Origin of the sequence: Bradyrhizobium sp. PMVTL-01 (assembly GCF_051861855.1) — a bacterium.
GTDB lineage: Bacteria > Pseudomonadota > Alphaproteobacteria > Rhizobiales > Xanthobacteraceae > Bradyrhizobium.
The window spans coordinates 8,384,315-8,410,273 of the sequence record NZ_CP193982.1 but is presented as its reverse complement, the minus strand read 5'-3'; the positions used below and the strand labels follow the sequence as shown (position 1 = coordinate 8,410,273).

The 25,959-nt window shown below is 65.4% G+C and carries 22 protein-coding genes and 1 pseudogene; 17 read left to right on the top strand and 6 right to left on the bottom strand.

Annotation, left to right across the window (positions count from 1 at the left end):
* Positions 1–30 precede the first annotated feature (30 nt).
* Positions 31–447: a DUF1304 domain-containing protein gene (locus tag ACRQ5Q_RS40460; RefSeq protein ID WP_439371979.1), complete on the bottom strand. Its 417-nt coding sequence runs from the start codon at positions 445–447 to the stop codon at positions 31–33.
* A 39-nt stretch (positions 448–486) separates the two neighbouring features.
* On the opposite strand from ACRQ5Q_RS40460, the gene ACRQ5Q_RS40455 reads away from it, so the two are divergent.
* Positions 487–1,017, top strand: a complete 531-nt coding sequence (locus tag ACRQ5Q_RS40455) for a methylated-DNA--[protein]-cysteine S-methyltransferase (RefSeq protein WP_439395372.1) — start codon at positions 487–489, stop codon at positions 1,015–1,017.
* A gap of 141 nt (positions 1,018–1,158) precedes the next feature.
* Here the strand turns inward: ACRQ5Q_RS40455 and ACRQ5Q_RS40450 are convergent, their stop codons facing one another.
* Complete coding sequence (locus ACRQ5Q_RS40450) at positions 1,159–3,948, bottom strand: [protein-PII] uridylyltransferase (RefSeq protein WP_439395370.1); 2,790 nt, start codon at positions 3,946–3,948, stop codon at positions 1,159–1,161.
* 188 nt (positions 3,949–4,136) lie between these two features.
* Here ACRQ5Q_RS40450 and ACRQ5Q_RS40445 point away from each other — a divergent pair, with 188 nt between their 5' ends.
* The 6 genes from ACRQ5Q_RS40445 (at position 4,137) to ACRQ5Q_RS40420 (ending at position 10,431) form a co-directional block, all read left to right on the top strand.
* Positions 4,137–5,108: an aliphatic sulfonate ABC transporter substrate-binding protein gene (locus tag ACRQ5Q_RS40445; protein WP_439371974.1), complete on the top strand. Its 972-nt coding sequence runs from the start codon at positions 4,137–4,139 to the stop codon at positions 5,106–5,108.
* Positions 5,109–5,329: 221 nt separating this feature from the next.
* Complete coding sequence (locus tag ACRQ5Q_RS40440; RefSeq protein ID WP_439395368.1) at positions 5,330–6,175, top strand: ABC transporter permease; 846 nt, start codon at positions 5,330–5,332, stop codon at positions 6,173–6,175.
* Between the two features lie 4 nt (positions 6,176–6,179).
* On the top strand, positions 6,180–6,965 hold the full coding sequence (locus ACRQ5Q_RS40435) for an ABC transporter ATP-binding protein (protein WP_439371969.1): 786 nt from the start codon (positions 6,180–6,182) through the stop codon (positions 6,963–6,965).
* Between the two features lie 55 nt (positions 6,966–7,020).
* Positions 7,021–7,530, top strand: a complete 510-nt coding sequence (locus ACRQ5Q_RS40430; protein WP_439371968.1) for an OsmC family protein — start codon at positions 7,021–7,023, stop codon at positions 7,528–7,530.
* Between the two features lie 168 nt (positions 7,531–7,698).
* The gene (locus tag ACRQ5Q_RS40425) at positions 7,699–8,499 is read left to right on the top strand and encodes a hypothetical protein (RefSeq protein WP_439371966.1); all 801 of its coding nucleotides are present in this window, start codon (positions 7,699–7,701) and stop codon (positions 8,497–8,499) included.
* Between the two features lie 255 nt (positions 8,500–8,754).
* A complete protein-coding gene (locus tag ACRQ5Q_RS40420) occupies positions 8,755–10,431 on the top strand; it encodes a PAS domain-containing protein (protein ID WP_439395366.1) in 1,677 nt (558 codons plus the stop codon).
* Between the two features lie 103 nt (positions 10,432–10,534).
* On the opposite strand, the gene mutS is transcribed toward ACRQ5Q_RS40420, so the two are convergent.
* Positions 10,535–13,273, bottom strand: coding sequence for a DNA mismatch repair protein MutS (gene mutS, locus ACRQ5Q_RS40415; protein ID WP_439395365.1), 2,739 nt, complete (start codon positions 13,271–13,273; stop codon positions 10,535–10,537).
* Between the two features lie 215 nt (positions 13,274–13,488).
* Here mutS and pcaF point away from each other — a divergent pair, with 215 nt between their 5' ends.
* The 6 genes and pseudogenes from pcaF (at position 13,489) to ACRQ5Q_RS40385 (ending at position 18,600) form a co-directional block, all read left to right on the top strand.
* Positions 13,489–14,697: a 3-oxoadipyl-CoA thiolase gene (pcaF, locus tag ACRQ5Q_RS40410; RefSeq protein WP_439395363.1), complete on the top strand. Its 1,209-nt coding sequence runs from the start codon at positions 13,489–13,491 to the stop codon at positions 14,695–14,697.
* A 200-nt stretch (positions 14,698–14,897) separates the two neighbouring features.
* Positions 14,898–15,791, top strand: a complete 894-nt coding sequence (locus tag ACRQ5Q_RS40405) for a dioxygenase (protein WP_439395361.1) — start codon at positions 14,898–14,900, stop codon at positions 15,789–15,791.
* A gap of 108 nt (positions 15,792–15,899) precedes the next feature.
* Positions 15,900–16,601, top strand: a complete 702-nt coding sequence (pcaH, locus tag ACRQ5Q_RS40400) for a protocatechuate 3,4-dioxygenase subunit beta (protein WP_439395359.1) — start codon at positions 15,900–15,902, stop codon at positions 16,599–16,601.
* Position 16,602: 1 nt separating this feature from the next.
* Positions 16,603–17,193, top strand: coding sequence for a protocatechuate 3,4-dioxygenase subunit alpha (pcaG, locus tag ACRQ5Q_RS40395; RefSeq protein ID WP_439395357.1), 591 nt, complete (start codon positions 16,603–16,605; stop codon positions 17,191–17,193).
* Between the two features lie 55 nt (positions 17,194–17,248).
* Positions 17,249–17,477 (top strand): annotated as a pseudogene (locus ACRQ5Q_RS40390) (methyl-accepting chemotaxis protein); the annotation flags it as partial.
* A 31-nt stretch (positions 17,478–17,508) separates the two neighbouring features.
* Positions 17,509–18,600, top strand: coding sequence for a phosphotransferase (locus ACRQ5Q_RS40385; protein WP_439395355.1), 1,092 nt, complete (start codon positions 17,509–17,511; stop codon positions 18,598–18,600).
* Positions 18,601–18,688: 88 nt separating this feature from the next.
* On the opposite strand, the gene ACRQ5Q_RS40380 is transcribed toward ACRQ5Q_RS40385, so the two are convergent.
* The 3 genes from ACRQ5Q_RS40380 to ACRQ5Q_RS40370 are packed head-to-tail and all read right to left on the bottom strand — an operon-like array spanning position 18,689 to position 21,895.
* A complete protein-coding gene (locus ACRQ5Q_RS40380) occupies positions 18,689–20,245 on the bottom strand; it encodes an MDR family MFS transporter (protein WP_439395354.1) in 1,557 nt (518 codons plus the stop codon).
* An 11-nt stretch (positions 20,246–20,256) separates the two neighbouring features.
* Complete coding sequence (locus tag ACRQ5Q_RS40375) at positions 20,257–21,420, bottom strand: HlyD family secretion protein (protein WP_439395352.1); 1,164 nt, start codon at positions 21,418–21,420, stop codon at positions 20,257–20,259.
* The gene (locus tag ACRQ5Q_RS40370; RefSeq protein WP_211403568.1) at positions 21,413–21,895 is read right to left on the bottom strand and encodes a MarR family winged helix-turn-helix transcriptional regulator; all 483 of its coding nucleotides are present in this window, start codon (positions 21,893–21,895) and stop codon (positions 21,413–21,415) included. The genes ACRQ5Q_RS40375 and ACRQ5Q_RS40370 overlap by 8 nt, the downstream gene beginning before the upstream one ends.
* A 157-nt stretch (positions 21,896–22,052) precedes the next feature.
* Between ACRQ5Q_RS40370 and ACRQ5Q_RS40365 the strand changes: the two genes are divergently transcribed.
* The 4 genes from ACRQ5Q_RS40365 (at position 22,053) to ACRQ5Q_RS40350 (ending at position 25,867) form a co-directional block, all read left to right on the top strand.
* Positions 22,053–22,547: a Fur family transcriptional regulator gene (locus ACRQ5Q_RS40365; RefSeq protein WP_439371950.1), complete on the top strand. Its 495-nt coding sequence runs from the start codon at positions 22,053–22,055 to the stop codon at positions 22,545–22,547.
* 36 nt (positions 22,548–22,583) lie between these two features.
* Positions 22,584–23,537, top strand: a complete 954-nt coding sequence (locus ACRQ5Q_RS40360) for a DMT family transporter (protein WP_439395350.1) — start codon at positions 22,584–22,586, stop codon at positions 23,535–23,537.
* 12 nt (positions 23,538–23,549) lie between these two features.
* Positions 23,550–24,833 carry a flavodoxin-dependent (E)-4-hydroxy-3-methylbut-2-enyl-diphosphate synthase gene (gene ispG, locus ACRQ5Q_RS40355; protein ID WP_439395348.1) on the top strand — a complete coding sequence of 428 codons (1,284 nt, stop codon included), beginning with the start codon at positions 23,550–23,552 and terminating at the stop codon, positions 24,831–24,833.
* 137 nt (positions 24,834–24,970) lie between these two features.
* Entirely contained in the window at positions 24,971–25,867 is an 897-nt protein-coding gene (locus ACRQ5Q_RS40350) for a TauD/TfdA dioxygenase family protein (RefSeq protein WP_439395346.1), read from the top strand.
* Positions 25,868–25,959: the final 92 nt, after the last annotated feature.

Below are 25,959 nucleotides of genomic sequence, written 5' to 3'. Positions count from 1 at the left end.
GCAAGGATCGCGGCGCTGCGCCGAAGCGTCTCAGGCGAGAATCAACGCAACCAGCGCGACCGCGGCCGGCAACGCCTGCACGATCAGAATCCGCGCGCTGACGGTCGCCGCGCCATAGGCCCCGGCCACGATCACGCAGAGCAGGAAGAATACCTTGATCTGGAACGCGAAGGCTGGATTGCCGTGGACGAGGCCCCAGATCAGACCGGCGATCAGGAAGCCGTTATAGAGCCCCTGATTGGCGGCCAGCACCTTCGTGATTGCGGCCTTCTCCGGCGTGTTGCGGAAAACCTTCAGGCCCTGTGGCTTGTCCCAGAGGAACATCTCCAGGATCAGGAAGCAGGCGTGCAGTGCGGCGACCAGCGCCACCAGGACATTGGCGATCAGGTTCAAGGTGAGCTCCCCCAAAAGCGTCAGCTTTCGGGTGGACGCTAGCATGGCCGCCATGGCAAGTGCGATGGGTGTGTTTCGATTGCTGGTGCCGCAATGCCCGTTCGATCAACCAAGACGCCTGAACGCTTCGGTCTCGATCGCATGGCGACGCCGATCGGGATTGCGTTGCTGGTCACCGATGCCGAGGGCAATCTGCGGGCGCTCGACTGGGACGACTATGAGCATCGCATGCGCGAGCTGTTGCGCCTGCACTATGGTGCCGTGGATCTCAGCCATCGGCCCGCGCCGGCCGGGATGCGGACTGCGCTGTCGGGCTATTTCGAAGGCGATCTCGGCCAGCTGGCAGGTGTCGCATGGCGCGTCGCCGGCACGCCGTTCCAGCAAAAGGTCTGGACCGCGCTGGCGCAAATCCCGGCCGGCACCACGATGAGCTACGGTGCGATGGCCGCAAGGATCGCTATGCCAAAAGCCATTCGCGCCGTCGGCCATGCCAACGGCTCCAACCCGATCAGCGTGGTGCTGCCGTGCCATCGCCTGGTCGGCGCCGATGGCTCGCTGGTGAAATATGGCGGCGGGCTGGAGCGCAAGCGCTGGCTGCTGCGGCACGAGGGCGTGGAGGTTTAGATCTCTCCTCTCGTCATTCCGGGGCTTCGCGCAAGCGGCGAGCCCGGAATCTATCGTGCCACCGGCTCGGCGGATGAATGGATTCCGGTTCGCGCTACGCGCGCACCGGAATGACGAGTGGAGAAAGATGCTTGCCTGCCTCTATGCCGCCGGCTGCACCGCCTTGTCGCTGGCCATCACGTGGGTCAGCGCGCTCTTGATCGCGGACTGCCGGGTCGGCGCGTTGATCTGTGCGCCAAGGAGGTCAGTGACGTAGAACACGTCGCGGGCGCGCTCGCCGAAGGTCGCGACATGGGCCGAGGCGATGTTGAGATTGAGCTTCGAGATCGCGGTGGTCAGCTCGTAGAGCAGGCCGGGGCGGTCGAGGCCGGAGACCTCGATCACGGTGTAGCGGTCGGACCACTGGTTGTTGATGGTCACTTCCGGCTCGATCACGAAGGGCTTTGCCTTGCTGCGCACGGTGCGCCGCGCCACCACTTCGGGCAGGCGCAGCTTGCCTTCCAGCACGTCCTCGATCATCTCGCCGATGCGTGTGGCGCGCCGTCCCTCGTCCTCGTCGCGGTCGTATTCCCTGGAGATCGAGATGGTGTCGAGCGCACGGCCGTCGGTCGTGGTGTAGATCTGCGCGTCGACGATGTTGGCCCCGGCCGAGGCGCACGCGCCGGCGATGATCGACAGCAGCCAGGGATGGTCGGCGGCGAAGATCGTGAGCTCGGTGACGCCGCGCACCTCGTCGAAGCCGACATTGATTGCGAGCTTGTGGCCGGCCTGCTCGCTGGAGCGGACGAAGCGGGCATGGCGGATTTTTCGCGGTAGCTCGACCTTGAGCCAATAGGCCGGATAATGCCGGCCGATATAGGCGTCGAGCTCGTCCTTCGGCCACTCGGCGAAGGCCATGCGGAATTCGGCGTGCGCGACGGCGAGGCGCTTGCCGCGATCCACTTCCGAGAAGCCGCCCGTGAGCACCGGCTCGGTCTCGTAATACAGCGAGCGCAAGAGCTGCGCCTTCCAGCCGTTCCACACGCCGGGGCCGACGCCGCGGATGTCGGCGGTGGTGAGGATCGTCAGCAGCTTCATCTGCTCGACCGACTGCACCACGGCGGCAAAATTCTCGATGGTCTTGCGATCGGAGAGGTCGCGCGACTGCGCGACCGTCGACATCGTCAGATGCTCCTCGATCAGCCAGGCCACGAGCTCAGTGTCGGCCGGGCTGAAGCCGAGCCGCGGGCACAGCCGCCGCGCCACCTTGGCGCCGGCGATCGAGTGATCCTCGGGACGGCCCTTGGCGACGTCGTGCAGCAGCGTTGCGATGTATATCACCGCGCGGTGCTCGGGTCTCGTTTTGCGCATCAGGTCGCTGGCGAGAGCGAACTCCTCGATGCCGCCGCGCTCGATCTCCTGGAGGAAGCCGATGCAGCGGATCAGGTGCTCGTCGACGGTGTAGTGATGATACATGTTGAACTGCATCATCGAGACGATCTTGCCGAAGGCGCGGATGAAGTGGCCGAGCACGCCGGTCTCGTTCATCCGCCGCAGCACGATCTCGGCGTTGTCGGAGGTCAGGATCTCCATGAACAGCCGGTTGGCTTCGGGATTCTCACGCAGCTGCGCGTTGATCAGGCCGAGCGAGCGCGTCACGTCGCGCATCGCATCCGGATGGAAGGCGAGGTTGTTCTTCTGCGCCAGGCGGAAGATGCGGATCAGATTGACCGGATCGTGCTTGAACACGTCGGGCGCGGCGACGTTGATGCGGTTGTTGTCGACGATGAAGTCGTCGCTATCGGGGACGCGCCGCTTCACCGCGGTCGGCCGCAGCCGCGCCATCACCCGGCTCAGCACCGGCGCGGGCTTGGCCTGCTGGTCCTCGAGCTTGGCGCACAGGATGGCGGTGAGGTTGCCGACCTCCTTGGCGACCAGGAAGTAGTGCTTCATGAAGCGCTCGACGTCCTGCATGCCGGGATGCGAGGTGTAGCCGAGCCGGATCGCGATCTCGCGCTGCAGGTCGAAGGACAGGCGCTCCTCGGCGCGGCCACAGTAGAAATGCAGGTTGCAGCGCACCGACCAGAGGAAGTCGGCGCAGCGACGGAAGCTGCGGTATTCCTGCGCGTCGAACACGCCGCGCTCGACGAGCTCGTCGGTGTCGCGGACGCGGTAGACGTATTTGGCGATCCAGAACAGCGTGTGCAGGTCGCGCAGCGCGCCCTTGCCGTCCTTGACGTTGGGCTCGACCAGATAACGCGACTGACCGCCGCGGCGATGCCGTTCCTCGCGCTCCGCGAGCTTTGCCGTGACGAATTCGGACGCGGTGCCCTGCACCACCTCCTTGTCGAAGCGCTCGACCAGCTCGTCGTAGAGCGGCTGGTCGCCGGTGAGGAACCGCGTCTCCAGGATCGCGGTGCGGATGGTCATGTCGCCGCGCGCCTGGCGGATCGATTCATCGACCGAGCGCGTGGCGTGACCGACCTTCAGGCCCATGTCCCAGAGGCAATAGAGGATGGCTTCGGCGACTTGCTCACCCCAGGCGGTCTGCTTGTAGGGCAGGATGAACAAGAGATCGATGTCGGACTCGGGCGCCATCAGGCCGCGGCCGTAGCCGCCGGTCGCCACCACCGCCATCCGCTCGGCGCCGCTCGGGATGTGCGAGCGGTAGAGATGACGCGTCGCGGCCGAATAGAGGATGCGGATGATCTCGTCCTGCACATGGCACAGTCGTTCGGCGCAGCGGCGGCCGTGACGGTCCTTCAGCAGGATCGACTGCGCCGCGGCGCGCGCCGCGATCAGCTCGGCCTTGAGCAGTTGCGCCATGGCGGTGCGGAACGCGTCCTCGCGTCCCTCGTGCTTCTCGGCAAGCGCATCGATCGCGGCGGTGATCCGCGCGGTGTCGAAGCGATCGTCCACCTCAGGCTTGTGCTCAGTTGCGACGCTGTCCATGTCTCACCGGATATAAGAGGCGACAGGCGCTGTCACCCGTCATTCGCTGGCAATAGTCGTTCCGTGCTGGAAAAGGCCGGCTTCGGGCAAATCTGTTCTCAGCCGGTGCCCTTTCAAGGGTCGGATTTTCTCGTTGACCTCTGGATATAACTCATTGAAAAACAACGAAGTTTTTGAGGAGTTCGGGCATGACTGGGATTACGCGACGCATTCTTCTGGCTGGCGCGGTGGCGCTCGCAATGAGCCCGGCGGCAGAGGCCGCCGATCCGCTCAAGGAAATCCGCATCGACTGGGCGACCTACAACCCGGTGTCGCTGGTGCTGAAGCAGAAGGGGCTGCTCGAGAGGGAGTTCGCCAAGGACGGCATCACCATCACGTGGGTGCAGTCGGCCGGCTCCAACAAGGCGCTCGAATTCCTCAATGCCGGCTCGATCGATTTCGGCTCGACCGCGGGCTCGGCGGCGCTGGTCGCGAGGATCAACGGCAACCCGATCAAGTCGATCTACGTCTATTCGCGTCCCGAATGGACAGCGCTGGTGACAGGCAAGGATTCCAGGATCGCTGATGTGGCCGATCTCAAGGGCAAGCGCGTCGCGGTGACGCGCGGCACCGATCCGCACATCTTCCTGGTGCGTGCGCTGCTGGGTGCGGGTCTGACCGAGAAGGACATCACGCCGGTGCTGCTGCAGCACGCCGACGGCAAGACCGCTTTGATCCGCGGCGATGTCGATGCCTGGGCCGGTCTCGATCCCATGATGGCGCAGGCCGAAGTCGAGGAAGGCGCAAAGCTGTTCTATCGCAAGGCCGATGCCAACACCTGGGGTGTCCTCAATGTGCGCGAGCAGTTCCTGAAGGACTATCCGGATGCCGCCCGCCGCGTGCTCGCGGTGTACGAAGAAGCGCGAAAGTATTCGCTGGCGAATTACGATGAGCTGAAGAAGACCTTCATCGCGGTGACGAAGCTTCCAGAAGCCGTTGTCGACAAGCAGCTCAAGGAGCGCACCGACCTCAGCCACAGCCGCATCGGCGCGCCCCAGCGCGAGTCGATCCTCGCCGCCGGCCTCGCCCTGCAACAGGCCGGCGTCGTCGACGCCAAGGTCGATGTGAAGGCCACGCTCGACGCCCTGATCGACGACCAGGTCCCGCTGCCGACGAATTGATCTTCCTGCCCTCCGCCCTTGTGGTCCCTTGTGGGGGAGGGTGGCTTCGCGGAACGCGAAGCCGGGTGAGGGATCCATCCTCACGAACAGTTTTGCGAGTGGAAAGAACCCTGTCGGACGCTTCGCGCCACCTTCTCCCACAAGGGGAGAAGGAAGACGGCAGCATCAGGCGCGGCAATAGTAGTGTTGCATTCCCTCGTCAGACGCGCTTCCTACCGGCCATGATCTCCGACGTTCCAGTGCTGCAACAGACTTCGGAACCCGCCGAAAGCGCCGCCGCGCCGTCGCGGCTGTCGCGCTATGCGCGGCCGGTGCTCGGGCTGCTGCTGCCGGTGACGCTCGCGCTTGGCTGGGAGCTCGTGGTCTGGTCCGGCTGGTCCAACGGGCGCCTGGTGCCGCCGCCTTCGCGCATCTTCACCACCCTCACCGAGCTCGCCCGGTCCGGCGAGCTGGTGCGTCACATCACTGCGACGCTGTGGCGCGTCGGGCTCGGCTTCGCCTTCGGCGTGGTCGCGGGCACGCTGCTCGGCGCGATTTCCGGCTACTGGTCGCTGGCGCGGCGGCTGCTCGATCCGACCGTGCAGGCGCTGCGCGCGATCCCGTCGCTCGCCTGGGTGCCGCTGTTCATCCTCTGGCTCGGCATCTTCGAGACCTCGAAGATCGCGCTGATCGCGGTTGGCGTGTTCTTTCCGGTCTATCTCGGCGTGATGGGCGCGATCCTCTCGGTCGATCGCAAGATCGTGGAGGTCGGCCGCACCTTCCGCCTCTCCGGTTTCGCGATGATACGCCGCATCCTGCTGCCCGCGGTGCTGCCGGCTTACGTGGTTTCCTTGCGCGTCGGCCTCGGTCTCGGCTGGATGTTCGTGGTCGCGGCCGAACTGATCGGCGCCTCCGAGGGCCTTGGCTATCTCCTGCTCGACGGCCAGCAGCTCGGCAAGCCCGCGCAGATCCTCGCCGCCATCGTGATCTTCGCCATCCTCGGCAAGCTCACGGACTGGCTGATCGAACTTGCGGCCGCGCCGTTCCTGCGCTGGCAGGATGCCTTCTCCCGCGCGAGGGGAGCGTAACGCGATGCTCGCGCTCGACCGGGTCAGCAAGACCTACCCCAACGGCGTCGAGGCGCTGGCGCGCTTCTCCGCCGAGATCCGCCAAGGCGAGATCATCGCCATCATCGGCGGCTCCGGCTGCGGCAAGTCCACACTGCTCCGCGCCATCGCCGGCCTCGACCGTGCCAGCTCGGGCACCGTGACGCTCGACAGCGAAGCGATCAGCTCGCCGCACGCAAAAATCGGCATCATCTTCCAGGAGCCGCGGCTTTTGCCCTGGCTCAGCGTCGCCGACAATATCGGCTTCGGCCTCGCCGACCTGCCGGCGGCTGAGCGGCGCGCAAAGGTAGCGCGCGCGCTGGAGCGCGTCGGGCTTGCCGACAAGGCACAGGCCTGGCCGCGCGAGCTTTCGGGCGGGCAGGCGCAGCGCGTCGCGATTGCGCGGGCGCTGGTGCCGCAGCCCGAGGTGCTGCTGCTCGACGAGCCGTTCTCCGCGCTCGATGCCTTCACGCGTCGCGACCTCCAGGATCATCTGCTCGACCTCTGGGCCGACACGCGGCCGACCTTGATCCTCGTCACACATGACGTCGACGAGGCCGTGGTGCTGGCCGATCGCGTGCTGGTGATGCGGCCGCGGCCCGGCCGGCTGTTCGACCACATCGAGATCAATCTCGGCCGGCCGCGCGACCGCAATTCGCCGCTGTTCGAGACTTTCAAGCGAAGTGTCTTGACCTCGCTCGACCGTTCGCTCGACCGCCGCGTGCCCGACCGGGACGCAACCCAGGGTCCCGGCCAGGCCATGTGGTGGTGACAATGTCGCGCTGAGCCGGTAAATCGAGGGACGATTTTTCCGGGAGAGAACGACAATGGACGCCGCCGAACTGCGCCAGATGCAGGCCCCGATCAAGGAGCGCTACAAGGCCGATCCCAAGGCCGCGCTGATCACCTTGAAGGCCAAGGGTTCCACCGAGGGCGAAGGTATCGCGTGCAAGGTCGAGACCGGCCGCGCCATCGCGATGGCTGGCCTGCATCCCGCCACCGGCGGCTCCGGGCTCGAGCTCTGCTCCGGCGACATGCTGCTCGAAGCGCTGGTGGCCTGCGCCGGCGTCACGCTGAAATCGGTCGCCACCGCGATCGAGGTGCCGCTGAAGACCGGCAACGTCTATGCCGAGGGCGATCTCGATTTCCGCGGCACGCTCGGCGTCGACAAGGAGACGCCGGTCGGCTTCGCCGAAATCCGCCTCCGCTTCGAGGTCGAGACGCCGGCGCCGCAGGACAAGCTCGATCTGCTGCTGAAACTCACCGAGCGTTACTGCGTGGTCTACCAGACCATCAAGAACGGCCCGAAGGTCTCGGTGTCGATGCAAAGGATGTGACTGCCCACCTCTCCCATAGGGAGAGGTCGCGCCGAAGGCGAGGGTGAGGGGTTGCGCTCCCTCGTGGGACCTGAAGCCCTCACCCGATTTGCTGCGCAAATCGACCTCTCCTTCGGGAGAGCTGAACGAGCCCGCGGAAAATTCCTCAACAATAATATCCCGCGTGAAATGTCCCTCGACTTCCACTTCATCCTCTTCCTGCTCTTGCGCATGGCGATCGCGGCAGCGTTCGTCGTGACGGCGTCGATGATCGCCGAGCGCTCGGGTCCGGTGATCGGCGCGCTGGTCGCGACCCTGCCGATCTCGGCAGGCCCCTCCTACGTCTTCCTCGCGCTCGACCACGACGCCGCCTTCGTCGCGCAGGGCGCGCTGGCAAGCCTGCCGGTCAATGCGGCGACGATCTTCATGTGCCTTACCTATGTCGTGCTGTCGCAGCGGCACGGCATGCTCGTGAGTTGCGGAAGCGCCATCGCGGTGTGGATCGTGCTTGCCTCGATCATCCGCCAGTTCGAGTGGACGCTCACAGCCGGCCTTGCCGCCAACCTGATCGCATTCGGCATCTGCATTCCGCTGCTCGCAGGCTATCGCCATGCGAAAATGCCGCTGGTGACGCGCCGCTGGTATGACGTCCCGATGCGGGCTGGGCTGGTCGCGACCCTCGTCGCCATCGTGGTCTCGACCTCCGGCTGGGTCGGTCCGCGCATCAGCGGCATCATCGCGCTGTACCCCGTGGTGTTCTCCAGCATCATGCTGATCCTGCATCCGCGCATCGGCGGTCCCCCGACGGCGGCCGTGCTCGCCAACTCCGCCTGGGGCCTGCTCGGATTCGGTATGGCGATCGCAGTGATGCACGTTGCGGTCGTTAAATCTGGATCGGTGATTGGTCTTTTTCTGGCGCTTGCAACCTGCGTGACGTGGAACTTGATGCTGTGGTGGGATGGGCGCCGAAGGCAGCGCATTGAAGCGTAAGCATTCCGTACAGAAATTTTGCGGTGATCCGCCTCGTAGTTCTCCGGTGTTCGGCCGCCGCTTTTTGATAGCGTCGTTAATTTAATCTTTGTGCCTTGTCCGTAAATATACTTGTCAGCGGCGGCGGCCGCCCACGTCAAATGCGGCGGCCTACAGTTCCACTAGAATCGAGCGACCGGCGAGCCGAAATTTTCGAGCGCGCGGGCAACGCTGGCTGCGTCATGAAAAACGATTTCCCAGCGAGGAGACATTTGGATGTTCGGTCGCAAGTCCCATAGTGATGCACAGGCGCGGCTCGATGCCATTGGCCGCTCGCAGGCGATGGTCGAATTCAAACTCGATGGGACGATCATCACGGCCAACAAGAATTTTCTCGATGCGCTCGGCTATCGGCTCGACGAGATCCAGGGCAAGCATCACTCCATGTTCCTGCCGGCCGAACAGCGCGCGACCGCCGAGTACAAGGCTTTCTGGGCCGCACTGAATCGTGGCGAGTATCAGGCCCGCGAGTTCAAGCGAATCGCGAAGGGCGGCCGCGAGGTCTGGATCGAAGCATCCTACAACCCGGTGCTCGACGGCGACGGCAAGGCGGTGATGGTCGCCAAGATTGCGACCGACATCACCGAGAAGAAGATCCGGAGCATGACCGATGCCTCGAAGATCGCCGCCAGCAGCCGTGCCCAGGCCGTGATCGAGTTCAAGCTCGATGGCACCATCGTCGCCGCCAACGAGAATTTCTGCAAGGCACTCGGCTATTCGCTTGCCGAGATCCAGGGCAAGCATCACAGCATGTTCGTCGCACCGGCCGAACGGGATGGTGCCGCCTATCGCGAGTTCTGGGCGAAGCTCAACCGTGGTGAATACCAGGCCGGCGAGTTCAAGCGGATCGGCAAGGGCGGCCGCGAAGTCTGGATCCTTGCTTCCTACAATCCTCTGCTCGACGAGAACGGCAAGCCGTTCGGCGTGGTCAAGTATGCAACCGACATTACCGTGGAAAAGCTGAAGAACGCCGACCGAGCCGGGCAGATCGAGGCGATCGACAAGGCGCAGGCCGTGATCGAGTTCAACATGGACGGCACGATCATCACGGCGAATGCCAACTTCCTCGCCACGCTCGGCTATTCCCTGGCCGAGATCAAGGGCAAGCATCACAGCATGTTCGTCGAGCCCGCCGAGCGCGACGGCGCCGCCTATCGCGAGTTCTGGGCCACGCTCGGCCGCGGCCAGTACCAGGCAGGGGAATACAAGCGCATCGGCAAGGGTGGCAAGGAGGTCTACATCCAGGCCTCCTACAACCCGATCCTCGATCTCAACGGCAAGCCGTTCAAGGTCGTGAAATATGCCACCGACACCACGCGGCAGGTGCTGGTCCGCATGGGGAACGAGCGCGTCCGCGCCATGATGGAATCGGTCGCCGCCGGGTCCGAGGAGCTGAACGCCTCGGTGCGGGAGATTTCGGAGGCGATGACCAAATCGCGCGAGACGGCGATGAGCGCGGTGGACCAGGTCGCCGCCGCTGACGCCCAGGCGCAGCGCCTCACCGAGGCGGCGCAGGCGATGAGCGGCATCGTCGAGATGATCAACAACATCACCGGCCAAATCAACCTGCTCGCGCTCAACGCCACGATCGAATCCGCCCGCGCCGGCGAAGCCGGCCGCGGTTTCGCAGTGGTCGCTTCCGAAGTGAAGAGCCTCGCCAACCAGGCCAAGCAGGCGACCGACAAGATTGGCCAGGAGATCGGCAGCCTCAACGGCATCTCCGGCGACGTCGTCAGCGCGCTCGGCTCGATCAAGCAGGCGATCAACAATGTCAGCGAATACGTGACCTCGACCGCCGCCGCCGTCGAGGAGCAGAGCACGGTCACGAACGAGATGTCGACCAGCATGCAGCGCGCCGCCGCGGAAGCCGCGGCGATCGCGGCGCGGGCGTAGGGGAGAACTGTTGGGTGGATTAGCAAGCGGCTGCGCGAAGCGCAGTCCGCCGGCGTAACCACCTCTTTCATTTCCCAGGAGACAGAAGGGGTGGCTTACACCTTCACTGCTTCGGCAGCCTGGCCTTCAATGCATACAGCGCATCGAGCGCCTCGCGCGGAGACATCTCGTCAGGGTGCAGCGCCTTCACGGCTTCCATCAACAGCTCGGCCCCGCTCGGCGGCGCGGCTTCGGCGGCGGCGCGGGAGGGGACCGCGAACAGCGGCAGATCGTCCACCAGCGCACGCGCGGTCTGGCCGCGGTCCTGCGCCTCCAGCTTGGAAAGCACGGATTTGGCGCGCGTGATCACCGCGGCTGGCAGGCCGGCGAGCTTGGCCACCTGAATGCCGTAGGAGCGGTCGGCCGAGCCCGGCAGCACCTCGTGCAGGAACACGACATTGCCCTGCCATTCCTTCACCCGCACCGTCGCATTGAACATGCGCGGCAGCTTGGCCGAGAGCGCGGTCAGCTCGTGATAATGCGTCGCGAACAGCGTGCGGCAGCGGTTGCTCTCGTGCAGATGCTCGATCGCGGCCCAGGCGATCGAGAGGCCGTCGAAGGTCGCGGTGCCGCGGCCGATCTCATCCAGGATCACGAGCGAGCGCTCGCCGGCCTGGTTCAGGATCGCCGCGGTCTCGACCATCTCCACCATGAAGGTGGAGCGGCCGCGGGCGAGATCATCGGCGGCGCCGACGCGCGAGAACAGGCGGTCGATGATGCCGATTCGTGCGCGCGTCGCCGGCACGAAGCTGCCGATCTGGGCGAGCAGCGCAATCAACGCGTTCTGGCGCAGGAAGGTCGATTTACCGGCCATGTTGGGGCCGGTCAGCAGCCAGAGCTGGCCGGATTTCTGCGCGGGGCCAGGCGAGAGATCGCAGGCATTGGCGATGAACGGCTCGCCGTTGCGCTTGAGCGCCTGTTCGACCACGGGATGGCGGCCGGCTTCGATCGCGAAAGCGAGCGAGCCGTCGACCTCAGGCCGCACGTAGTTCTCGTCGACGGCGAGCTTGGCCAGCGACGTCGCAACGTCGAGCAGCGCAAATCCTTGCGCTGCCGCGCGCAGATCGTCGCTGATCTCGAGCGCCTTGGCGCAGAGCTTCTCGAAGATCTCGAGCTCGAGCCCCAGCGCGCGATCACCCGCATTGGCGATCTTGGCTTCGATCTCGCCGAGCTCGGCAGTCGTGAAGCGCACCTGGCCCGCCAGCGTCTGACGGTGGATGAAGGTCGCGTTCAGCGGCGCCGACATCAGCTTGTCGCCGTGCTGTGCGGTGACCTCGACGAAATAGCCGAGCACGTTGTTGTGTCGGATCTTGAGGCCCTTCACGCCGGTGTCGTCGGCGTAGCGGGCCTGCATCGAGGCGACCACGAGGCGCGAGGCGTCGCGCAGGTTCCGGGCTTCGTCGAGCGCGGGCTCATAGCCCTGGCGAACGAAGCCGCCATCGCGCTTGATCAGCGGCAGCTGCTCGTCGAGCGCGCGGGCGAATTCAGCGGCAAGCTCGCGCGACGGCCGCTTCAGCGCCGCCATCACCGCTGCGATCTCCTGCGGCGGCTGGTCGAGCTCGCCGAGCCGCGCCAGCACCTGGTCGGCGGCCAGGATGCCGTCGCGGAGGCCGGCGAGATCGCGCGGGCCGCCGCGGCCGACCGAGAGACGGGCCAGCGCGCGAGACATGTCCGGCGCGCCGCGCAAAATGCTGCGAATGTCTTCCCGTGTGGCGGAGTCCGTTACGAAGGTGCCGACCGCATCGAGGCGACGCGCGATGGCCGACGCATCGGTCAGTGGTGCCGCCAGCCGCTGCGCGAGCAGACGCGAGCCGGCCGAGGTCACGGTGCAGTCGATGGCGTCGAGCAGCGAGCCGCGGCGCTCGCCCGCGAGCGTCCGCGTCAGCTCGAGATTGGCGCGGGTGGCCGGATCGATCGCCATGGTCGCGCCCGAGGCCTCGCGCGCGGGCGGCGACAGCGGCGGATGCTTGCCGACCTGGGTGCGGTCGACATAGGTGACGGCCGCAGCCGCCGCCGTGGCTTCCAGACGTGTGAGCTGCGCCAGCCCATCCATGGTCGCGACCGCAAAATAGTCGCAGAGGCGCTTCTCGGCGGTGGCGCCGTCGAAGACGTCGCGGGTCAGCGGCGTCACCGCCGGCAGCTCGCGCAGGGTCTGGCCGAGCTCGCTGTCGTTATAGAGCGCGTCGGTGACGATCGCCTCGTTCGGGTTGATGCGCGCCAGCGTCGCGGCGAGCTCGCCGCCCGAAACCTCGGTCACCACGAATTCGGCCGTCGAGATGTCGATCCAGGCGAGCCCGAAGCGGTCGCCGCCTGCGGACGAACGCGCCCGCGCGATCGCCAGCAGGTAATTGTTGGCGCGCGCATCGAGCAGCGTGTCCTCGGTCAGCGTGCCCGGCGTGACCAGCCGCACCACACCGCGGCGCACGACGCTCTTGTTGCCGCGCGCTTTCGCGGCCGCAGGATCCTCGGTCTGCTCGCAGACCGCGACCCGGTGGCCGGCCGAGATCAGGCGGTGCAGATAATCCTCGGAGCGCTCGACCGGCACGCCGCACATCGGGATGTCGGCGCCCTGATGCTTGCCGCGCTTGGTCAGCACGATGCCGAGCGTCCTCGAGGCAATCTCGGCGTCCTCGAAGAACAGCTCGTAGAAATCGCCCATCCGGTAGAACAGCAAGAGGCCCTGATGCGCCGCCTTGATCTCGAGGTACTGTTCCATCATCGGCGTGACGCGCGCAACGGCTTCCGCCTGCGGTGCGGGCGCTTCGTCGGGCGGCGGTACGGGTATCGGCTGTTGCATGGTCATGGGCGGCGCAACCTACAAAATTTCGCCCTGTGCTCCTATCGGTTTGGCCGGCAGGAGCGGGTTTTCCACGTTGTCCGCACCGCGGCATGCGTGGCGGGCCGCAGGCCCCTGCAGATCGCACGCGAAACCGTCAATTGACCTGCCGCGGGCGCCCTCCTAAAACTCCGCCGACATTGAAGAATTTGGCCGGATCGCGGCATTCAGGGAGAACAACGATGCGTGACGTCTTTATCTGCGATGCCGTGCGGACCCCGATCGGCCGTTTCGGCGGCTCGCTCGCCAAAGTGCGCGCCGACGATCTCGCCGCAGCCCCGATCAAGGCGCTGATGGCCAAGCATCCCGATCTCGACTGGGCGCAGGTGGACGAAGTCTTCTTCGGCTGTGCCAACCAGGCCGGCGAGGACAACCGCAACGTCGCGCGCATGGCGCTGCTGCTGGCGGGCCTTCCGGACTCGGTTCCCGGCCAGACCCTGAACCGGCTCTGCGCCTCCGGCCTCGATGCGGTCGGCGCCGCGGGCCGCGCCATCCGCTCCGGCGAGATCGAGCTTGCGATTGCCGGTGGCGTCGAATCCATGACCCGCGCACCTTTCGTGATGGGCAAGGCGCAGGAAGCGTTCTCGCGTTCGGCCGAGATATTCGACACCACCATCGGCTGGCGCTTCATCAATCCGCTGCTCAAGGCGCAGTACGGCGTCGATGCGATGCCGGAGACCGGCGAGAACGTCGCCGAGGAATTCCAGGTCTCGCGCGCCGACCAGGATGCCTTCGCGATCCGCTCGCAGCAGCGCGCGGGCAAGGCGATCGCGGCGGGGTATTTCGCGGAAGAAATCACGCCCATCACCATTCCCGGCGGCAAGGCTGGCCCCATCACGGTCGACAAGGACGAACATCCGCGCCCTGAGACCACGCTGGAAGGTTTGGCAAAACTGAAGCCGATCGTGCGCAATCCGGGCACGGTCACCGCCGGCAACGCCTCCGGCGTCAATGACGGCGCCGCCGCGATGATCCTCGCTTCCGAAGCTGCCGTGAAGAAGCACGGCCTGACGCCCCGCGCGCGCATCCTCGGCCTCGCCTCGGCCGGCGTGCCGCCCCGCATCATGGGCATCGGTCCGGTGCCGGCCACCCGCAAGCTGATGGAGCGTCTCGGCAAGAAGATCAGCGATTTCGACCTGATCGAGCTCAACGAGGCCTTCGCCTCGCAGGGCATCGCCTGCATGCGCCAGCTCGGCGTTGCCGACGATGCCGACTTCGTCAATCCGCATGGCGGTGCCATCGCGCTCGGCCATCCCCTCGGCATGAGCGGCGCACGCCTCGTGCTCACCGCCGTGCACGGCATGGAGAAGCGCGGCGGCAAGCTGGCTCTGGCCACCATGTGCGTTGGCGTCGGCCAGGGTGTCGCGGTCGCGATCGAGAAGCTGAACTGAGCTCTCTCTCCCCCTGCTCCCCGCTTGCGGGGAGAGGGGGGAGGGGGAGTCTCCGCAAGGCCGGTGAAAGTCGGACACCCGGCGAGCCCCCTTTACCCGCCGCGCCTTGCGCGCCGGCCTCTGCCGGCAAGCGGAGAGGCGAAGAAGCCGGGTTCGCGCGGTGTCTCTCGCATCCCGGAATGAAAGTGAGAAAATAGCCCATGATCATCGAGCGCGAGCAGGATGTCACGGCCGCGGCCCTGGCGGTTATGGAGCGGACATCCGATCCGCGGCTGCGCCAGATCATGATCTCCCTGGTCAAGCACCTGCACGCCTTCGTGCGCGACGTTCGCCTGACCGAGAAGGAATTTCGCGATGCCACCGCGGTGATCGCCGAGCTCGGCCAGCTGACCACCGACACCCACAACGAAGTCGTGCTGATGGCGGGCTCGCTCGGCGTGTCCCCGCTGGTGTGCCTGCTCAATAATGGGGACAACGGCAATACCGAAACCGATCAGTCGCTGCTCGGACCGTTCTGGCGGCTGAACTCGCCGCCGGTCGAGAATGGCGGATCAATCGTGCGCTCGGAGACACCGGGTGCGCCGCTGTTCGTCAACGGCCGCGTCGTCGACAAGGACGGTCGTCCTGTCGCGGGCGCGGAGGTCGATGTCTGGCACGCTTCTCCCGTTGGCCTCTATGAGAACCAGGATCCTGAGCAGGCCGACATGAACCTGCGCGGCAAGTTCACGACCGACCAGCACGGACGCTTCGCCTTCCGCTCGGTGATGATGATCGGCTATCCCATTCCGACCAATGGCGTGGTCGGCCGCCTGCTTGAGGCGCAGAGCCGCCATCCCTATCGCCCGGCGCATCTGCATGCCCTGATCTTCAAGCCGGGATTCAAGACGCTGATCTCGCAGGTCTACGATCCCGCCGATCCGCATATCGACAGCGACGTGCAATTCGGGGTGACGCAGGCGTTGATCGGCAAGTTCCAGCGCCACGATACCCCGCATCCGACTGCGCCCGACGTGTCGATGCCCTGGTACTCGCTGGACCACACCTACAGGCTCGAACCCGGCGAGGCCGTGCTGCCGCGTCCGCCGATAAAATAGGGGCGGCGGAGGAGGCCTAAACCCGCTTCCCCAAATTAGTTATATCCTATAATGAATGGCGGAAGCGTTGACCGGCTGGACCGACAATGGCCGGGGAGGAGTTCGCCAATGACATTCATCTATCCCGTCGCCAGCAACAAGGCGCATCCGCTGCCGCTGTCGCCCGAGTACAAGAGCTCGATCAAGCGGGCGCCGAACAAGCCCTTGATCCCGATGCGTCACACACTGTCGGAATTGACCGGCCCGGTCTACGGCCACGAGACCGTGCGCGCGGGCGACAACGATCTGACCACGCAACACAGGGGCGAGCCGATCGGCGAGCGCATCATCGTGCACGGCCATGTGCGCGACGAGGACGGCCGCGGTGTACCGAACTCGCTGGTCGAGATCTGGCAGGCCAATTCCTGCGGCCGCTACGTCCACGTCAGCGACCAGCATCCGGCGCCGCTCGATCCGAATTTCACCGGCGCCGGCCGCACCGTGAGCGATGCCGCCGGCTACTACCGCTTCGTCACCATCAAGCCCGGCGCCTATCCCTGGGGCAATCACCACAATGCCTGGCGTCCCGCGCACATCCATCTCTCGGTGTTCGGCCATTCCTTCGTCACGCGCCTGGTGACGCAGATGTACTTCCCGGCCGACCCGTTATTTCCGTTCGACCCGATCTTCAACTCGGTGCCGGACGAGAAGGCGCGCGCGCGGATGGTCTCGTCGTTCGACCTCGAGAACACCCAGCCCGGATGGGCGCTGTGCTACCGTTTTGACATCGTGCTGCGCGGCAAGAACGCCACGCCCATGGAGAACCACTAACGTGCAGGATAACGGGATCACCCCATCGCAGACCGTCGGTCCGTTCTTCAAGTACGGCCTGGCGCCGACCGGCGAATACGCCTGGAATGACGCGTTCACCAATTCGACGCTGACGCCCGACGTCACCGGCGATCGCGTTCGCATCGAAGGCCGCGTGTTCGACGGCGACGGCGTCGTCGTGCCTGACTGCTTGCTGGAGATCTGGCAGGCCGATGCGCAAGGGCGCTTCGCCGACCCGCAGGACCAGCGCGCGCTGCCCAATGCCAGCTTCCGCGGCTTCGCCCGCTGCGGCACCGACGAGGACGGCAACTATTCCTTCGACACCATCAAGCCGGGCGTGGTGCCTGATCCCGATGGCAGGCCGCAGGCACCGCACATCCTGCTTGCCGTCTTCGGCCGTGGCATGCTGCGGCATCTCTACACCCGGATCTATTTCAGCGATGAGGCCGGCAACGCCGCCGATCCGGTGCTGGCGCTGGTGCCCGCCGAGCGCCGCGCCACGCTGACCGCGGTGCGCGAGGCCGGCAAGCCGGTCTATCGCCTCGACCTGCATTTGCAGGGCGACGACGAGACGGTGTTCTTCGACGTCTGAGGCAATGCGTCGCCGCGGGGCCTGGTCGCCGCGACGCGACCCAGGTCGCACGCACCAGATCGCCAAATCCACCGAGGAGATCGGGCGTCTCATCGCGGAGATCCAGGCTCGACACAGGCGGCCGTGGACGCGACCGAGGCCATGGGAAGTCACATCGTCGAGATCGACGGCGTTGCGACCTCGGTCGCCGCCGCGATGGAAGAGCAGGACGCGGCGACCCGGGAGATCGCGCGATCGATCTCCGATCTGCCTCCGCCGCAAAGGACGTCTCGGCCAAGATCGGCCCGCTGGTGCCCGGGATCGTGATCGTGCAGTATGGCGCGGGACAGGGGCATCGTGGTCATGACACCTCCACAATTGCCGGCGGTCGTTGAGCCCGCCCGACTGACGGCTGCGCTGCGCCGGGGCGGCGTGCTGGACGCTGGCGCGGTGCGCGAGGTGAAGGTGCTGCACCAGCGTGACACCGTCGTGTCACATATCGTCAGGCTCGGCCTGCGTTATGTCGGCGAATCCGCGGGCGCTCCGCAGTCGCTGATCCTCAAGACTCCCAATTCCGCTTTCGCCGAGAGCCTCGCCAATGGCGGCCGGCGCGAGGTGGACTACTACACGCAGCTCGCGCCGAAGATGCCGCCGGGACTCGTTCCGCGTTGCTTTGACGGGCATTTCGACGAGGGCGGCCCCATCTGGCATCTGCTGCTCGAGGACCTCACCGACAGCCACGAAATCGGGATGGCCTGGCCGGTGCCGCCGTCGCGCGAGCAGACGTTCGCCATCGTCACCACGCTGGCACGCTGGCATGCGGCCTGGTGGGACCATCCGAGCCTCGGCGACACCGTCGGGACCTGGGCGAGCACCGAGGAAAGCGCGCAACGCATGGAGACGTTTGCGGGCCATTATGACCGCTTCGCCGACCTTCTCGGCAATCGCCTCAGCGAGGAGCGGCGGATTCTGTACCGCCGGCTCATCGATCAATCGGAGCGGCTGTCCGAGCGTTACCATTCGCGTCGTCATCTCAGCATCACGCATGGCGACGCCAACACCTGGAATTTCCTGCTGCCGCGCGCGGGCGTCGCCGACACCGTGCGCATCTTCGATTTCGATCTCTGGAGCATCGACGTCCCGACCCACGACCTCGCCTATATGATGGCGATGCATTGGTATCCGGAACGCCGCCAGGCGCTCGAACGCCCGCTGCTCAATCTCTACCACGACACGCTGATCGAAAGCGGCATCACCGGCTACACGCGCGGCGCGCTCGATCGCGACTACCGCTGGGCGGTGCTCTGGCAGATCACGCGGCCCGTCTGGCAGTGGAGCATCAACATCCCGCCGCCGATCTGGTGGAACAATCTGGAGCGCGTGATGATCGCGGTCGAGGATTTGGGGTGTGAGGAGTTGTTGGGGTAGCGGAGCGAATGAGGTGCGGCGGCGCCCCCACTTCTCCGTGTCGTCCCGGCCTACGCCCGGCCTTCGCCGGGACCACGGCGGGACCTTGCTACTCCATCACCGCATGTTCCGGCCCCGCGGCCTGCTTGCGCAGCGTGGCCTTGGTCGAGCCGATCATCAGCGCCAGCGGGATGGTGCAGAGGATGAAGATCATCACCAGCATGTAGTCGTGCGCGAAGGCGATGATCTGCGCCTGCACGCCGACCATCCGGTCGGCCATGGCGCGGCCGGCGTCGGTGGAGAGGTTGATGATGCCGCGCACGTCCGGCATCTGCAGGGCGTGGTTGAACGGGTTGATGTGCTCGGACAGGATCGCATAGGTCCGTCGCGTACCCTGCGTCAGCTCGGCGATGACGACCGAAATGCCGACCGAGCTCGCAACATTGCGCATCAGGGTCAGCATGGCGGTGCCGTCGGTGCGCAGATGGTTCGGCAGGGTCAGGAACGAGACCGTCGAGAGCGGCACGAAGACGAGACCGAAGCCAAAGCCCTGGATGACGCTGACGGTGACGATCTCGGGCACCTGGGTCAGGTCGGTCCAGCCGGTCATCTGGAATAGCGAGCCCGCGGTCAGCGACAGGCCGGTGATGATCAGCGTACGGGCCTCGAAATAGCGCATCATGCGGCCGACCAGCATCATGGCGAAGAAGGTGCCGAAACCGCGGCTCGCCAGCAGCAGGCCGGCGGTGATGATGGGATAGCCGATCACATTCTGCATGTAGGGCGAGGCCAGCGCCATGGTCGAGAACAGCACGAGGCCCATCACGATCATGAACACGCAGCCGGTGACGAAGTTGCGGTCCCGGAACAGCGCGAAGCGGATGAACGGCGTCGACGTTGTTAAGGAGTGCGCGAGGAAGAAGTAGAAGGCGACGGCCGAGACGATGAATTCCGCGATGATCTCGTTGGATTCCAGCCAGCCGAGCTGTTCGCCGCGGTCGAGCGCGAGCTGGAGCGATCCGATCGCGATCGCCAGGGCAGCGAAACCAAGCCAGTCGAATTTGAGGCTGAGGTTCTTCTCCGTCTCGTCCATGAAGACGATCAGTCCGAGCACGGTGATGGCGCCGAACGGCAAATTGACGAAGAACACCCAGTGCCAGGAATAGGTCTCGGTCAGCCAGGCGCCGAGGGAGGGGCCCATGATCGGGCCCATCATCACGCCCATGCCCCAGATCGACATCGCCTTGGCGCGCTCCTGGAGCGTGTAATAATCGAGCATGACCGACTGCGACAGCGGCACCAGCGCTGCGCCGAATACGCCTTGCAGCAGGCGGAACAGCACCATCTGGTTGATGTCCTGCGCGAGGCCGCACAGCACCGACGCCAGGGTGAAGCCGGCCGAGCAGATGATGAAGATGCGCTTGCGGCCGAAGCGGTTGGCGATCCAGCCCACCGGCGCGGTCATGATCGCCGCGGCGACGATGTAGGAGGTCAGCACCCAGTTGATCTGGTCCTGCGAGGCCGACAGCGTGCCCTGCATGTAGGGCAGGGCGACGTTGGCGATGGTGGTGTCCAGCGCCTGCATGATGGTCGCGGTCATGGCGCAGATCGTCACCATGTTCCGGCGCAGGCCGGGGACCATCAGGCTGGCATTGGGGCCGGACATGGAGTCAGTCCTTACTCTTTATCCTGGCTCGCGGTCGCCGACAGGCCGAGCAGGCCGGCGAGCGAACGCTTGTGGCCGGTGTCGATGGTGGCATAGACGCTCATGCCTGCCTTCAGCTTCTTCACGTATTTGTCGGTCTCGTCGAAATAGATTCGGATCGGCACGCGCTGCACCACCTTGACGAAATTGCCGGTGGCGTTCTGCGGCGGCAGGATCGCGAACTGCGCGCCGGTGCCGGGCGAGAGCGAGCCGATCTTGCCCTTGAAGACGTGGTTGGGGAAGGCGTCGACCTCGAGCGTGACCGGCTGGCCTTCGGTGACATAGGTGAGGTCGCTCTCTTTCGGATTGGCGTCGACCCAGGGACGGGCGATATCGACGATGGAGAACACCGCTGTGCCGGCGGCAACGAAGCGCCCGAGCTGGATCTGCTCGACCTGCGTCGCGACGCCGTCCATCGGCGCGCGCAGCACGGTGTGATCGAGATTGCGCTGGGCGTCGTCGAGCTTTGCCTTGGCCTGCGCATAGGGAGGGAACTGCTCGAGCGGCAGGTTGGGATCGCCGAGCAATTGCGTCTTTGCGTTGGACAGCTGCTGCTTGACGAACTGCGTCTGTGCGCCTGCCGTTACCAGCGCGTTCGCGGCGTTGTCGAGATCGAGCTGGGAGCCGTAATTGTTCTTCACCAGCGCCTGCTTGCGCTCGACGTCGCGCTGCTTCAGGTCGACGCCCTGCTGGGCGAGGTTGAGCATGTCGCCGTAGATCTTGATGTTGGCGATGAGATTGTCGTAGGTCGTGCGCGCCTGGGCGAGCTGTGCCTTGGCCTCGTCCACCGCATGGCGGAACGGTACGGGGTCGATCTCGAACAGCTCGTCGCCTTGCTTGACGGACTGCCCTTCTTTCACGAGGACCTTCTGGATCTTGCCGGAGATGTCGGGCGTCACCAGCACCTTCTGCGCGCCGACATAGGCATCGTCGGTGCCGACATAGCGTCCGCCGTTGAGATAGAAGGTGACGCCGCCGATGGCGGCAATCACGGGCAGCACGACCATCAGCAGGAAGCGGCGATAGCGGCGCAGGCCGGCGAGCAGGCGGCGGCGCGGATCGGCGCCGGCCTTCTCGGTGGGTTTGCCGCTGTCCGACCTCTGCTCGGGCTGGAACTTGAGAACCTGATCAGCCATAGCGCTGCTCCTTGCGTGCTTGCTCCGCGCCTGATGTCTGGATCGCGTTGCGCACGTTTTCCTTGATTGTTTCGAGCTGGGTGAGGAGACGGTGGGCGTCCGCCGGGCTGATGCCGTCGAGCGCGTTGGCCGTGAGCTCCGACTTCAGGCCGCTCATCCGGCCGAGCAGCTGCCGCCCGGCCTTCTTGAGATAGAGGCGCTTGACGCGGCGGTCCGAGGCGTCGCTGCGGCGCTCGATCCAGTCGCTGTCGCAGAGCTTGTCGATCAGGCGCGTCAGCGTAATCGGCTGCACCTCGAGCAACTCGGCGAGTTCGGACTGCTTCATGCCCTCGCTGCGCTCCACCTTGGCCAGCACCGCCCATTGCGCGCGGGTGATGCCGAAGCGCGAGGCCTCCTTGTCGGCATAAACGCGGAGCAGGCGGTAAAGCTCGGCGAGCGTAAACAGGAAGTTCTGGTCCACGGACCCGCGGGTCATGAGCTTTGTCTCCAATGAGCTTAGGATAATATAAGCAAGCTTATGATTTTTTAGTGGCAGATTATCGGGACGCAGTCCCGCGGGCTGAGCATGGCTGGCAACCCGCCGCCGGTGATGCTTTGGGTTCCACCGCCGGAAATGCTAGAACGCAGGCCGCATGACCCTCGCAAAACCGGCCTTTCCCGCGCCTGACCATGATCACGGCCGCTGCACCGCGGACGCGCTGGCGCATGCCGAGGAGGTTTGCGAGCAGCGCGCGCAGAAATTCACGCCGATTCGCCGCCAGGTGCTGGGCGCCTTGCTTGCCAGCCATCGACCGCTCGGCGCCTACGAGGTGATCGATGAGCTGGCAAAATCGATGGCGCGGCCGGCGCCGATCACGGTCTATCGTGCTCTCGATTTCTTGATGGCCAACGGTCTCGTGCACCGCATCGAGAGCCGCAATGCCTATCTCGCCTGTGCCGCCCATGATCACGATTCGACCTCGGCGGTGGCGTTCCTGATCTGCGAGCGCTGTGGTCTGGTTGGAGAGATCCCGTCGGGGTCCTTCGCCGGGGATCTCAATGCCGCGGCGCGCAGCTCGGGCTTTGCGCCAAAGCTGTCTGTGGTGGAGATCACCGGCGTCTGCGCCCATTGTCAGAAAATGTCTTGAAGCAACAACGGCGCAAAGCCGGATTTTTGGGAAGAAATGTCCGCACCTCAAGCCAACCCGTCCGCCGGCCGTCCGCTCAGCGCCGGCGCCATCGCCCTGATGCTCATGCTGTGCCTGACCTGGGGATTCAACCAGATCGCGGTGAAGCTGGTGCTGCCGGACATCCCGCCGATGCTGCAGGCGATGATCCGCTCGATGGGCGCGCTGCCGGTGCTGTTCATCATCGGCGCCCTGCGCGGCGTGAAATTCTTCGAGCGTGACGGCACGTGGAAGGCCGGTCTGATCGCAGGGCTGATGTTCGGCGTCGAGTTCGTGCTGATTTTCCAGGGCCTGCGCCTCACCTCCGCCTCTCGCGCGGTGGTGTTCCTCTACACCGCCCCGTTCTTCGTCGCGCTCGGCTCCTACCAGGTTCTCGGCGAGCGGCTTGGCGCCTCGCAATGGCTGGGTCTTGCCGTCAGCTTTGCCGGCGTCGCGCTCGCGATCGGCGTGCCGCAGCCCAACGTCGATTCGCACGTCCTGCTCGGCGATCTCCTGATCGTCGGCGGCGCCGGGCTGTGGGCGGCCACCACGCTGGTCGCCAAGGGCACGCGGCTGCGCTTCGCCGCGCCCGAGAAAGCGCTGGGCTACCAGGTCGCGACCTCGATCCCGATCCTGGGACTGGCGGCCTGGCTGTTTGGCGAGTCCATAACCCACACGCCGGCGCCGCTGTCCCTCGGCCTGATGGCCTTCCAGGCGATCTGGGTGGTGGGAACGACGTTCACGCTTTGGTTCGCGCTGGTGAAGGCCTATTCGGCCAGCAAATTGTCGGCTTTTACCTTCATCACCCCTTTGTTTGGCGTGGTGGGTAGCTATTTCATCATGCACGATACCCTGAGCCTGACATTCGGCGCCGCCGCGGTCCTTGTAATTGCTGGGCTTTTTCTGGTTAACCGTCCGAGCCCGACGGCTGCGGCGCCGCGCGATGCATTGCTGAACGTCACCAAAACCTGATATCTGGACGCCATGAACAAGCTCGAAAACCCTCTCGATTCAGACATCGCAGGCCCCGCGCCCCGGCATCGGACCATCCAGGTCAAGGTCGGCAATGTCGCCGTCGGCGGCGGTGCGCCGATCGTCGTGCAGTCGATGACCAACACCGACACCGCCGATATCGACGGCACCATCGCCCAGGTCGCAGCGCTTGCGCGCGCCGGTTCCGAAATGGTGCGCATCACCGTGGACCGCGAGGAGGCCGCGGCCGCCGTTCCGCACATCCGCGACGGCCTCGCCAAGCGCGGCATCACCACGCCGCTGATCGGCGACTTCCACTATATCGGCCACAAGCTGCTCGCGGCCTATCCGGCCTGCGCCGAGGCGCTCGCCAAGTACCGCATCAATCCCGGCAATGTCGGCTTCAAGGACAAGCGCGACACCCAGTTCGCCGACATCATCGAGATCGCGAACAAGAACAATAAGCCGGTCCGCATCGGCGCCAATTGGGGCTCGCTCGACCAGGAATTGCTGACCAGGCTGATGGACGAGAACGCCGCCTCGCCGAATCCGCGCGACGTCCGCGCGGTGACGCGCGAGGCCATGGTGCAGTCCGCGCTGCTCTCGGCCGCGCGCGCCGAAGAGCTTGGCATGCCCAAGGACCGCATCATCCTCTCCGCCAAGGTCTCGGCGGTGCAGGATCTCATCGCGGTCTATCAGGATCTCGCGGCTCGTTCCGACTACGCCATCCATCTCGGCCTCACCGAGGCCGGCATGGGCTCGAAGGGCATCGTGGCGTCCTCGGCCGCGCTCGGCATCCTGCTGCAGCAGGGTATCGGCGACACCATCCGCATCTCGCTGACGCCGGAGCCCGGCGGCGACCGCACCCGCGAGGTGCAGGTCGGCCAGGAACTGCTGCAGACCATGGGCTTCCGCACCTTCGTGCCGCTGGTTGCGGCCTGCCCCGGCTGCGGCCGCACCACCTCGACCACGTTCCAAGAGCTGGCAAGCTCGATCCAGGATTTCATCCGCGACGAGATGCCGACCTGGAAGACGAAATATCCCGGCGTTGAAGAGCTCAGCGTCGCGGTGATGGGCTGTATCGTCAACGGCCCCGGCGAATCCAAGCACGCCAATATCGGCATCTCGCTGCCGGGCACCGGCGAAGCGCCGGCCGCGCCCGTCTTCGTCGACGGCAAGAAGTTCCGCACGCTGCGCGGCCCGACCATCTCCGCCGACTTCAAGGCGCTGGTGATCGACTATATCGACCAGCGCTACGGTCAGGGCGCCAAGGTGCCGGCACCTGCGGCGGAGTAATTTGTACTCCGCTCGCGTTCCACACACTTCCATCGTTCCGGCGAAGAACGGGACGACGGCTGTGTTTGCAGCGCAGATTGCACATCCATTGCCACACGTTACCATGCTCCCAATCAACAACGATCGGGAGACATGCCATGAGCTCACTCGCCGGCAAGCAAGGCCCGCGCTATCGCCATACGGCCGATGACGGCGCGCCATACGAAACGCTTCAGGTCGAGAAGCTCACCCCCATCATCGGCGCCGAAATCTCCGGCGTCGACATCGGCAAGCTCGTCGAGGGCGATGCCCGCTCCAACCGGCAGATGGACGAGATCCACCGCGCGCTCGCCGAAAACCTCGTCATCTTCTTCCGCGACCAGCACATCACGCCGCAGCAGCACCTCGCCTTCGGCCGCAAGTTCGGTGAATTGCATTTCCATCCCGCAGCTCCCCATGAGGACGAAGACCCGGCGCTGATGAAGATTTACGCCGACAAGAATTCGCCGCGCGCTAATGGCGAGGGCTGGCACTCGGACGTGTCCTGCGACCTCGAGCCGCCGATGGGCTCGATCCTCTACATCAAGCAATGCCCGCCGCGCGGCGGCGACACGCTGTTCGCCAACATGTATGCGGCCTATGAGGCTCTGTCGGACCGCATGAAGGCCTATCTAGACGGGCTCACGGCGCTGCACGACGGCGAACCGATCTATCGCGGGCTCTACGCGAATTATGGCGTCGCCGATCGTCCCTCCTATCCGCACGCCGAACATCCCGTCGTGCGCACGCATCCGGTTACCGGCAGGAAGGCGCTCTACGTCAACCGCGGCTTCACCCGCCACATCAATGGCATTCCCCGCGACGAGAGCGATGCAATGCTCGCCTATCTCTACCAGCACGCCGAAAACCCGTTGTTCCAGTGCCGCTTTCGCTGGACCGAGAATGCCATCGCCTTCTGGGACAACCGCTGCACCCAGCACCGCGCGATGTGGGACTACTGGCCGCACACGCGCTCGGGCACACGCGTGACGGTGAAGGGGGAGAGGCCGGTTTGAGGCCTTTGATGCGGCCTGTAACAGCGGCAAGATCCTGCAAATGGTTCACGGTCAATAGCTCGGCGTTGACGTTCCCTTTCGTCCGCGCCAAT

Excerpts from the sequence above, each read along its gene's own strand:
- ACRQ5Q_RS40455 (WP_439395372.1), top strand. The coding sequence starts at position 487 with ATGCCCGTTCGATCAACCAAGACGCCTGAACGCTTCGGTCTCGATCGC.
- ACRQ5Q_RS40435 (WP_439371969.1), top strand. The coding sequence starts at position 6,180 with ATGCTCGCGCTCGACCGGGTCAGCAAGACCTACCCCAACGGCGTCGAG.
- ACRQ5Q_RS40445 (WP_439371974.1), top strand. The coding sequence starts at position 4,137 with ATGACTGGGATTACGCGACGCATTCTTCTGGCTGGCGCGGTGGCGCTC.
- ACRQ5Q_RS40380 (WP_439395354.1), bottom strand. The coding sequence starts at position 20,245 with ATGTCCGGCCCCAATGCCAGCCTGATGGTCCCCGGCCTGCGCCGGAAC.
- ACRQ5Q_RS40425 (WP_439371966.1), top strand. The coding sequence starts at position 7,699 with ATGTCCCTCGACTTCCACTTCATCCTCTTCCTGCTCTTGCGCATGGCG.
- ACRQ5Q_RS40370 (WP_211403568.1), bottom strand. The coding sequence starts at position 21,895 with ATGACCCGCGGGTCCGTGGACCAGAACTTCCTGTTTACGCTCGCCGAG.
- ACRQ5Q_RS40385 (WP_439395355.1), top strand. The coding sequence starts at position 17,509 with ATGGCGCGGGACAGGGGCATCGTGGTCATGACACCTCCACAATTGCCG.
- mutS (WP_439395365.1), bottom strand. The coding sequence starts at position 13,273 with ATGACCATGCAACAGCCGATACCCGTACCGCCGCCCGACGAAGCGCCC.
- ACRQ5Q_RS40350 (WP_439395346.1), top strand. The coding sequence starts at position 24,971 with ATGAGCTCACTCGCCGGCAAGCAAGGCCCGCGCTATCGCCATACGGCC.
- ACRQ5Q_RS40405 (WP_439395361.1), top strand. The coding sequence starts at position 14,898 with ATGATCATCGAGCGCGAGCAGGATGTCACGGCCGCGGCCCTGGCGGTT.
- ACRQ5Q_RS40430 (WP_439371968.1), top strand. The coding sequence starts at position 7,021 with ATGGACGCCGCCGAACTGCGCCAGATGCAGGCCCCGATCAAGGAGCGC.
- ACRQ5Q_RS40440 (WP_439395368.1), top strand. The coding sequence starts at position 5,330 with ATGATCTCCGACGTTCCAGTGCTGCAACAGACTTCGGAACCCGCCGAA.
- ACRQ5Q_RS40365 (WP_439371950.1), top strand. The coding sequence starts at position 22,053 with ATGACCCTCGCAAAACCGGCCTTTCCCGCGCCTGACCATGATCACGGC.
- ACRQ5Q_RS40450 (WP_439395370.1), bottom strand. The coding sequence starts at position 3,948 with ATGGACAGCGTCGCAACTGAGCACAAGCCTGAGGTGGACGATCGCTTC.
- ispG (WP_439395348.1), top strand. The coding sequence starts at position 23,550 with ATGAACAAGCTCGAAAACCCTCTCGATTCAGACATCGCAGGCCCCGCG.
- pcaH (WP_439395359.1), top strand. The coding sequence starts at position 15,900 with ATGACATTCATCTATCCCGTCGCCAGCAACAAGGCGCATCCGCTGCCG.
- ACRQ5Q_RS40420 (WP_439395366.1), top strand. The coding sequence starts at position 8,755 with ATGTTCGGTCGCAAGTCCCATAGTGATGCACAGGCGCGGCTCGATGCC.
- ACRQ5Q_RS40360 (WP_439395350.1), top strand. The coding sequence starts at position 22,584 with ATGTCCGCACCTCAAGCCAACCCGTCCGCCGGCCGTCCGCTCAGCGCC.
- pcaF (WP_439395363.1), top strand. The coding sequence starts at position 13,489 with ATGCGTGACGTCTTTATCTGCGATGCCGTGCGGACCCCGATCGGCCGT.
- ACRQ5Q_RS40460 (WP_439371979.1), bottom strand. The coding sequence starts at position 447 with ATGGCGGCCATGCTAGCGTCCACCCGAAAGCTGACGCTTTTGGGGGAG.
- ACRQ5Q_RS40375 (WP_439395352.1), bottom strand. The coding sequence starts at position 21,420 with ATGGCTGATCAGGTTCTCAAGTTCCAGCCCGAGCAGAGGTCGGACAGC.